At 66.0% G+C, this 7601-nt stretch carries 13 protein-coding genes; 7 read left to right on the top strand and 6 right to left on the bottom strand.

Going from position 1 to position 7601, the window contains the following annotated elements; all coding sequences use genetic code 11:
• From AC1DY5_RS34350 to AC1DY5_RS34325, 6 genes are all read left to right on the top strand, one after another.
• A partial coding sequence (locus AC1DY5_RS34350; RefSeq protein WP_478118798.1) for an endonuclease/exonuclease/phosphatase family protein occupies positions 1-705 on the top strand: 705 nt, incomplete at its 5' end.
• Between the two features lie 69 nt (positions 706-774).
• A complete protein-coding gene (gene folE, locus AC1DY5_RS34345; protein ID WP_478118796.1) occupies positions 775-1506 on the top strand; it encodes a GTP cyclohydrolase I in 732 nt (243 codons plus the stop codon).
• A 12-nt stretch (positions 1507-1518) separates the two neighbouring features.
• Positions 1519-1941, top strand: a complete 423-nt coding sequence (locus tag AC1DY5_RS34340; protein ID WP_478118795.1) for a BLUF domain-containing protein — start codon at positions 1519-1521, stop codon at positions 1939-1941.
• Positions 1942-1952: 11 nt separating this feature from the next.
• Positions 1953-2783: a DUF429 domain-containing protein gene (locus AC1DY5_RS34335; protein ID WP_478118794.1), complete on the top strand. Its 831-nt coding sequence runs from the start codon at positions 1953-1955 to the stop codon at positions 2781-2783.
• Between the two features lie 120 nt (positions 2784-2903).
• A complete protein-coding gene (locus AC1DY5_RS34330) occupies positions 2904-3101 on the top strand; it encodes a CsbD family protein (RefSeq protein ID WP_478118792.1) in 198 nt (65 codons plus the stop codon).
• Positions 3102-3128: 27 nt separating this feature from the next.
• A complete protein-coding gene (locus AC1DY5_RS34325; RefSeq protein WP_478118790.1) occupies positions 3129-3548 on the top strand; it encodes a BON domain-containing protein in 420 nt (139 codons plus the stop codon).
• Positions 3549-3624: 76 nt separating this feature from the next.
• Here the strand turns inward: AC1DY5_RS34325 and AC1DY5_RS34320 are convergent, their stop codons facing one another.
• From AC1DY5_RS34320 to AC1DY5_RS34295, 6 genes are all read right to left on the bottom strand, one after another.
• Positions 3625-4170 carry a ferritin-like domain-containing protein gene (locus tag AC1DY5_RS34320; protein WP_478118789.1) on the bottom strand — a complete coding sequence of 182 codons (546 nt, stop codon included), beginning with the start codon at positions 4168-4170 and terminating at the stop codon, positions 3625-3627.
• Positions 4167-4616, bottom strand: coding sequence for a hypothetical protein (locus AC1DY5_RS34315; RefSeq protein WP_478118787.1), 450 nt, complete (start codon positions 4614-4616; stop codon positions 4167-4169). The genes AC1DY5_RS34320 and AC1DY5_RS34315 overlap by 4 nt, the downstream gene beginning before the upstream one ends.
• Complete coding sequence (locus tag AC1DY5_RS34310; RefSeq protein WP_478118786.1) at positions 4606-4986, bottom strand: hypothetical protein; 381 nt, start codon at positions 4984-4986, stop codon at positions 4606-4608. The genes AC1DY5_RS34315 and AC1DY5_RS34310 overlap by 11 nt, the downstream gene beginning before the upstream one ends.
• Positions 4987-5011: 25 nt before the next feature.
• Entirely contained in the window at positions 5012-5386 is a 375-nt protein-coding gene (locus AC1DY5_RS34305) for a hypothetical protein (RefSeq protein WP_478118784.1), read from the bottom strand.
• Between the two features lie 50 nt (positions 5387-5436).
• Positions 5437-5601 (bottom strand): DUF1328 domain-containing protein, encoded by a 165-nt coding sequence (locus tag AC1DY5_RS34300; RefSeq protein WP_478118782.1) that lies wholly within the window; start codon positions 5599-5601, stop codon positions 5437-5439.
• 178 nt (positions 5602-5779) lie between these two features.
• A complete protein-coding gene (locus AC1DY5_RS34295; RefSeq protein ID WP_478118781.1) occupies positions 5780-7120 on the bottom strand; it encodes a sensor histidine kinase in 1341 nt (446 codons plus the stop codon).
• A gap of 107 nt (positions 7121-7227) precedes the next feature.
• Between AC1DY5_RS34295 and AC1DY5_RS34290 the strand changes: the two genes are divergently transcribed.
• On the top strand, positions 7228-7601 hold a 374-nt coding region (locus AC1DY5_RS34290), incomplete at its 3' end, for a response regulator (RefSeq protein ID WP_478118779.1).

Here is a 7601-nt window from a genome sequence, read left to right as displayed (position 1 = left end):
GTGCAGGGAATCGGCCCTGCCAGGCGGCTGGAGATCCACAACCTCGGGCATGCGATCGAGCAGCTCGATGCCGACATCGTCTGCCTGCAGGAAGTCCGGAAGGTGAACCGGCAGGCGGCCGCGCGCTTCCACCGTTGGCCCGAGCTGCCGCAGGCGGATTTCCTGGCGCCCGAGGGCTACACGGCGGTCTACGAGACCAACGCGATCACCAGGCACGGCGAGCACGGCAACGCGCTGCTGACGCGCTGGCCGGTGCTGCGCAAGACCCATCAGGACATTTCGGACCATCGCTTCGAGCAGCGCGGGCTGCTGCACGTCGCGATCGACTTCGAGGGGCGTACGGTGCACACCATCGTGGTGCACCTGGGCCTGATCAAGGGCAGCCGGATCCGCCAGGTCGCGCAGCTGCGCGAGTTCATCGAGCGCGAGATCCCGCCGAACGAGGTCCTGGTGGTGGCTGGCGACTTCAACGACTGGGGCGCACGCATGCGCTACGCAATGAATGCGATGGGCATGCGCGATTCGAGCGACTTGCGCGGGGCACGCACGCTGACCTACCCCTCGCGGCTGCCGGTGGCGCAGCTGGATTTCATTTACGGCCGCCAGCTCGAACCGGTCGCCAGCGCGGTACCGCGCGGGCCGGTCTGGGCCCGAATGTCCGACCATTTGCCCTTGGTGACCGATTTTTCGCTATCAAAACAATAGCTGGGTCGGCACGCGGGTAGGGCGCTGTAGGGTCATCGCCGGAATTCCATTCGCTGATAGGATGCGTGGATGCTAAGGACCATCGACGCCGTACCGCGCCCCGCCGCCGGGGATGAAGACGAGGGCACGCCCGTGTCCGTGAAGATTCGCGAGCGGCTCGTCGCCGCCCGCAAGCGCTTCAATGCCAACGACAACATCGCCGAGTTCATCCAGCCCGGCGAACTTGAGCGCCTGCTCGACGAGGTCGAGGGCAAGATGAAGCACGTGCTCGAAAGCCTGGTGATCGATCTCGACAACGACCACAACACAGGCAACACGGCCCGCCGCGTGGCCAAGATGTACGTCAACGAGGTGTTCAAGGGCCGCTACGTGCCGGCGCCCTCGCTGACCGAGTTCCCCAATGCGGAGCATCTCAACGAGCTGATGATCGTCGGCCCGATCACGGTGCGCAGCGCCTGCTCGCACCATTTCTGTCCGATCATCGGCAAGCTCTGGATCGGCGTCATGCCGAACGAGCAAACCAACGTGATCGGCCTTTCGAAGTACGCGCGCCTGGCCGAATGGGTGATGGGTCGGCCGCAGATCCAGGAAGAGGCGGTGGTGCAGCTCGCCGACCTGATCCAGGAGAAGACCCAGCCCGACGGACTGGCGCTGGTGGTCGAGGCCGAGCACTTCTGCATGCAGTGGCGGGGCGTCAAGGAGATGGACAGCAAGATGATCAACTCGGTCATGCGCGGCGTCTTCCTCAAGGACCCCAACCTGCGGCGCGAATTCCTATCCCTTCTTCCGCGCAAGCGTTAAGCCGGACACATCATGCTCGTACGCCTTCTCTACGCCAGCCGCGCCGTGGATACCAGCCAGGGCGCCATCGACGACATCCTCGCGCAAGCGCGCGCTCACAATACCTCCTGCGGCATCACCGGCATCCTCTGCTATGGCGCGGGTGTGTTCCTGCAGGCCATCGAGGGCGGCCGGATGCCGATCAGCGAGCTCTATGGCCACATCCAGCGGGATCCGCGCCACAAGGATGTGGTGTTGCTCGACTACGAGGAAATTTCCGAGCGCCGATTCGGCGGCTGGACCATGGGGCAGGTCAACCTGTCGAAGCTCAACGCTTCGACCCTGCTCAAGTACTCGGAGCGGCCAGAGCTCGATCCTTACTCGGTCTCGGGCAAGGTGTCGCTGGCGCTGCTGGAAGAACTGATGGCCACTGCGGCCATCGTCGGGCGTCACTGAAGCCTTCGGCGTTGCTGCTGCTCGGCTGCGACTTCTCGAGCGCGCCGAGCGCGCGCAAGCCGATCATCGTCGCGCTCGGATCGGCGCGGGACGGGCAGGTGGTCCTGTCGGGTTTCCAGGCCTTCGCCACCCTCGACGACTGGGCGCACTGGCTGCGCGCGACACCGGCCTGGGTGGGCGCCTTCGATCTTCCGTTCGGCCTGCCGCGCGAGCTGGTCGTCGCACTCGATTGGCCCCTCGAGTGGGAACCCTTGATCGCGCACTATGCCGGTCTCGGGCGCGAGGAGATCCGGCGCAGGTTCGTCGCCTTCTGTGCCGCGCGGCCCCGTGGCGCGAAGTTTGCGCATCGCCAGACCGATGGGCCCGCCGGCTCCAGCCCGTCGATGAAATGGGTCAATCCGCCGGTCGCGTACATGCTGCATGCTGGCGTGCCACGTCTGCTGGCGGCTGGAGCCGTTGCGCCGGGCCTGCACCCGTCGCACCGGAGCGTAGGCGCCTCGCGCATCGCCCTGGAGGCCTACCCCGGCCTGCTGGCCCGCGAACTGATCGGCCGGCGCAGCTACAAGAGCGACGCGGCGGCGGGCCGGAATGCCGAGCGCCGGCAGGCGCGGGCGGATATCGTGGCCGCACTGGAAGCGGGCACGGGGCGGCTCGGGCTGCGGCTCGCGCTCGACGACACGGCCCGCGCGCTGCTGCTAGACGACGCCAAGGGCGATCGCCTCGATGCTGCGCTCTGCCTGGTCCAGGCGGCCTGGGCTGCGGTGCGCCGCGACAGTCCTGGCCACGGCTATGGGCTTCCCGCGGCGATCGATCCGATCGAGGGCTGGATCGTGACGGCCTGAGTTCCCGATGTCCTACAGCCGGACGAGCCGCTGCCCGCCGTCGCGCCTTTCCCCCCGCGCTAAATTGAATTCAGTGGTTCGACCGAACCACGGATTCATTCAACTTGGGAAGGAAGCGCTATGAACAAGGATCAAGTCGCAGGCCGCGTCGAAGAGGCCAAGGGCAAGCTCAAGGAAGCTGCAGGCAAGGTCACCGGCAGCGACAAGCTGAAGGCCGAAGGCGTGGTCGACCAAGCCAGCGGCAAGGTGCAGAAGACCTATGGCGACGCCAAGGAGAAAGCCAAGGACATTGCCGAAGGCGATCCGGACAGGACTTGACGCCGATAGGGCGAGAAGGAGTACGCCATGACTCAATCGATTTTCCCCATTTCGACAACGCGCCATTGGCTGGCGCTGATGTTGGCCGGAAGTGCCCTGGCCTTGGGCGCTTGTGGCAAGCCTGGCGATCCGGCCGTGAGTCCGAAGGCCGACTCCGCCGTGGCACGGACCGAGCAGGCCGGCGCCAATGCCAAGGCCAAGACCGAATCGGCCGCCGCCTCCGTGGCCGGCGCAGTCGACGATGCGTCGATCACCGCCGCCGTCTCCACGGGCCTGGCGAAGGACCCGGAGCTCAGCGCGATCAAGATCGATGTCGACACCAAGGGCGGACAGGTGACGCTCAACGGACCGGCGCCCAGCGAGGTCGCCAAGGCGCGCGCCGAGCAGATCGCCAAGTCGGTCAAGGGCGTGAATGYGGTCGATAACAACCTCGAAGTGAAGATGTAGCCGGCGCTGCCCTGCGCCGCCACCCAGCAAAAAGCCCGGTTTCCCGGGCTTTTTGCCGATGATGTCGAGCGGCGTCTCAATGGCCCAGCCAGTCCTTGAGTTCGTCGGCGTGCTCTTCCTCGTCGGTCAGGATTTCTTCCAGCATTCGCCGGGTCGTGGGATCTTTGTCGCCGATCAGCGCGATCATCTGGCGGTAGGTCTCGACCGCCACGCGTTCGGCCGTCAGGTTGGCGCGCACCATCGCTTGCAGTTCGAGTGATTCGTCATAACCCGCGTGGCTGCGGCCTTGCAGGCTCTGGGGATTGAAGTCCGGTGCGCCGCCCAGTTGCACGATGCGTTCGGCGATCTTGTCGGCGTGGGCCGATTCGTCATTGGCGTGGACCAGGAATTCGTCGGCGATGGCTGGCGAGGCTTCGCCGTTGGCGGTGAAGTAGTGGCGCTTGTAGCGCAGAACGCAGACCAGCTCGGTGGCCAGGGCGTCGTTGAGCAGCTTGACGATGTCGTCGCGCCAGGGGCCGTAGCTGGGCGTTACCGCGCCTTCGTCGAGACTCTTCGAGGCTGCATCGATGGCGGCCTGGTCGAGCACCAGGTGTTCGTGGCGTTCCTTGACGGCGGTCTTCATGGGAGGTCCTTTCGTGGTTTGGCGTTCTTCTGCATCAGCGTGGTGATCAGGTCGGCGACGTCGGACGTCTTCAGAACGGCGGCGAGCACCGCGGTGATGGAGAGCAATCGCCATGGCTTGACCAGCACCACCATGGCGCCGGCCGCTGCTGCGGCGCCGACCAGCTTTGCCGGTTCCTCGCGCGCGTATCGCTCCAGCAAGGGCCGGGCGATCTGGCCGACCGCGTTGGCCGGATGCCGACGCCACCATCGGCGCACCACGCCGCGGGCCACGGAGCCCCATGCGAAGTGCTCGAAGGCGCCGCCTGGCTGGACCGGGGGGGGCGGCACGGCGTACAGCGCGTCGTCCTGCAACTCGCGACGATTGCCCTGCAACTGGGCGATCAACGCCCGGCGCGACTGCGCCAGCCGCTGCTGGGGCGTGAGCTCCTCGCGCTCAACGGCCATGATGCTCTCCGGCGGCGCGCAGCGCGCGCAAGTCGGCGTCGACCTGTGTCCGCAGGTCGGCGAACGCACGGAAAGGCCGGGATCGGGCCGCGACCAGTGCCGCGACCACCGCGATGGCGATTGCGGTGGCGGGAACTGCGGCGAGCACCCAATGGAAGGAGCCGTGCAGCACCCCGAGCATCAGGGCGACGCCGATCAGCCCCAGCGCCATCAGAGCGCTGGCGGCCGCCAGGCCAGCCGCGACCACCCGGCCCATGATGTCTTCACCTGCATCCCGGGCCTCCTGCCCAACCAGCGCGCCATAGTTGGCGAGATGCTCGGCAACAAGCTCTGGGTGGCCGAGCACCGTGGAGTAGATGGGATGGATCATGGTGCTGCGTCGGCCGGTACCCGAATCAATAGTCGTCGCGGCGGCGGCTAGCCAGGACGATCAGCGCGGTGATGGCGGCGCCGGCTGCGGCAGCCACCAGTACCGAGCGCACGGGCTGRTCGGCGATGTACTTGCCGGTCACGTCGGCCGCGGCTTCGAGGCGCCGCTGCGCTCGTGCGCTGGTGGTCGAGGCGGCATCGAGGCCGCGTTGCACGGCCTGCTGCACGCGGGCCGCGAGTTGCTCGACCGCCGGTTCGGCATCGCGACGCAGATCGCGCACCTTTTCCCCGGCTGCGTTGACTGCGTTCTGCGCGTAGGCGCGCGTGGTGTCGATGGCATCGCTGGCGGTCTGGCGGGCATCTTCAGCGAGTTGCGCAGGAGTCTTGACGGTTGTGTTCATGGGAGGGTCCTTCTGGAAAAAGATTGCGTTGCCTGTCGATCGTAACGACGCTAGCGGCGTCGTATCAAGCCCGCAATGAAGCTGGCGAGCGCCAAGACGAGGAAGATCACGAACAGGATCTTCGCAATGCCGACGGCACTGGCTGCGATACCGCCGAATCCGAACAGTGCGGCGATCAATGCAATCACCAGGAACACGACTGCGTAGTGCAACATGCTTGACTCCTTTTCGAGGGGGCCTCGTTGATTTCAAACCAGCGCGTCCGGTATTCGAGCGGCTTGGCATCCACGTTAAGAGGCGCCTCGCGCGGACCCTGTCAGCAGCAGCGGCCTGGGGGCGTAGGAGAGGACCGAAAGGGGGCGGCCGCCCCTTGCGCGTGGAGGCACCGGCAGGTCAGGCCGGCTTGGCGGGCAGGATCGCGCTCAGGTGCGTTCCCTTGCCCGGGGTCGAGGAAACGCTCAGCTTGCCTTTCGCGGCCTCCACGCGATGCCGCATGCCGGCGAGGCCGTGGGTCGACGGGCGGGCGTGCTGGGTGTCGAAGCCCTTGCCGTTGTCGCTCACCTCGACGACCACGTGGTTGCCGTAGTTCTTCATGACGATGCTGGCCTCGCTGGCCTTCGCATACTTGCCGATGTTGGTCAGGCTTTCCTGCACCATCCGATAAACCGTGAGCTGATTGTCCTCATCGAGCTCGACCGGCTCGAGCACCATTTCGATCTCCATGCTCGACTGCTCGGCGAATTCCCGGCCGAGAATCTCGAGCGATGCGACCAGGCCCAGATTGGACAGCGAAGAAGGCCGAAGATCCTCGATGATTCTGCGCTTGAGCGCGATGCCGCTGTTGAGCAGATCGTTCAGATGCTGCAGCCGCTGCGTCGCGTCCGGCGCGTCACTGAGTCTGGACTTCAGGCGCGCGACGTCGAGCTTGGCGGCCGTCAGCAGGGAGCCCAGTTCGTCGTGCAGCTCGCGGGCCAGATAGCCGCGCTCGGCCTCCCGTACCTGCTGCAGGTGGGTGGCCAGTTCGGCCAGTGTCGCGGTGCGGTCGCGCACCTCGCCCTCGAGCGCATTGCGCTCGCGTTGCAGCGCCGCCTGCTGGCGCTCGCCCGCCGAACGCAGTGCATGGGTCTGGCGCAGGTAGAGGTAGAAGGCCAGCAGTCCGGCCAGCGTCACCAGCGCGATGCCAATGCGACTCAAGCGCAGCGAATTCGCAATCTGGAGCTGGCTGCGCGCCAGCTCTTCGTTGCTGATCGCGATCAGTGAGCGGACCTGTTCGCGGATCGCCTCCATCTCCTCGCGGCCCACATCGGTCGTGATGACGAATTTCCAGGCGTCGTCGTTGCCTCTCTTGCGCAGGCGCACGCTCATTTCCATCTCGGCCAGCTTGCGCGCCACGTGCTTGGACAATTCGCCGAGCCGAGCGAGTTCGCTGGGCCGCCCGGCATAGAGTGCCTGCAGGGTCGCCAGATGGCCGTCCACTTCCTTCACTGCCTGGTCGTAAGGTTCGCGATAGCGTGCTTCCCCTGTCAGCAGGAAGCCCCGCTGGCCCGTTTCTGCATCCAGGACGTTCTGTAGCATGAGGTTGAGCGCGCCGCGGGCCTTTTGCGCGTCGCCGACAGCTTGCAGGGCGCGGTGCGATTGCTGGAAGCCTGCCTCGTTGATGCCGATCAAGGCCAGCGCCGCCAGCGCGGCGAGCGTGAGGCCGAGGGCCATCTTGGGGAAAGCGAACCAGCGCATGAGGTTTCTGGACAATGCCTGCAGATCAATTTCGGGAATAATCGGAACCGACCAGGGACCRGCATGTTGCGACGCACAAGGCCGCAGTACAAGGAGGAAGGTAACAGATGATCAAGATCGGAATTGTGGACGACCACGCCATCGTGCGTTCCGGCTTGCGCCAGTTTTTCTCGGAGCATGTCGACCTGCGGGTGGTGGGTGAGGCGGCCAGCGGCCGCGAGGCGATCGAGCTTGTCCGGACGACAGAACTCGATGTCCTGGTGATGGACCTTTCCATGCCCGGCCAGAGCGGCATCGACGCCCTGGCGATGATCCGCGCCAAGGCGCCGGACGTGGGCATCCTCATCCTGAGCGGCTATCCCGAGGAGCACTACGCGATGAACCTCATCCGCCAGGGCGCCAGCGGCTACCTCAACAAGGAGTGCGATCCGATCGAGATCGTGAACGCGATCCGCACCATCTCGCTGGGCCGGCGCTACAT

The organism is Variovorax sp. P4_D9 (assembly GCF_056401695.1).
Note: the sequence above shows the minus strand (reverse complement) of the source record. Positions and strands in the feature narration are given on the sequence as shown.

Coding starts and splice junctions, on each gene's coding strand:
- AC1DY5_RS34320 (WP_478118789.1), bottom strand. CDS start 4,170: ATGAAGACCGCCGTCAAGGAACGCCACGAACACCTGGTGCTCGACCAG.
- folE (WP_478118796.1), top strand. CDS start 775: ATGCTAAGGACCATCGACGCCGTACCGCGCCCCGCCGCCGGGGATGAA.
- AC1DY5_RS34315 (WP_478118787.1), bottom strand. CDS start 4,616: ATGGCCGTTGAGCGCGAGGAGCTCACGCCCCAGCAGCGGCTGGCGCAG.
- AC1DY5_RS34310 (WP_478118786.1), bottom strand. CDS start 4,986: ATGATCCATCCCATCTACTCCACGGTGCTCGGCCACCCAGAGCTTGTT.
- AC1DY5_RS34300 (WP_478118782.1), bottom strand. CDS start 5,601: ATGTTGCACTACGCAGTCGTGTTCCTGGTGATTGCATTGATCGCCGCA.
- AC1DY5_RS34340 (WP_478118795.1), top strand. CDS start 1,519: ATGCTCGTACGCCTTCTCTACGCCAGCCGCGCCGTGGATACCAGCCAG.
- AC1DY5_RS34295 (WP_478118781.1), bottom strand. CDS start 7,120: ATGCGCTGGTTCGCTTTCCCCAAGATGGCCCTCGGCCTCACGCTCGCC.
- AC1DY5_RS34330 (WP_478118792.1), top strand. CDS start 2,904: ATGAACAAGGATCAAGTCGCAGGCCGCGTCGAAGAGGCCAAGGGCAAG.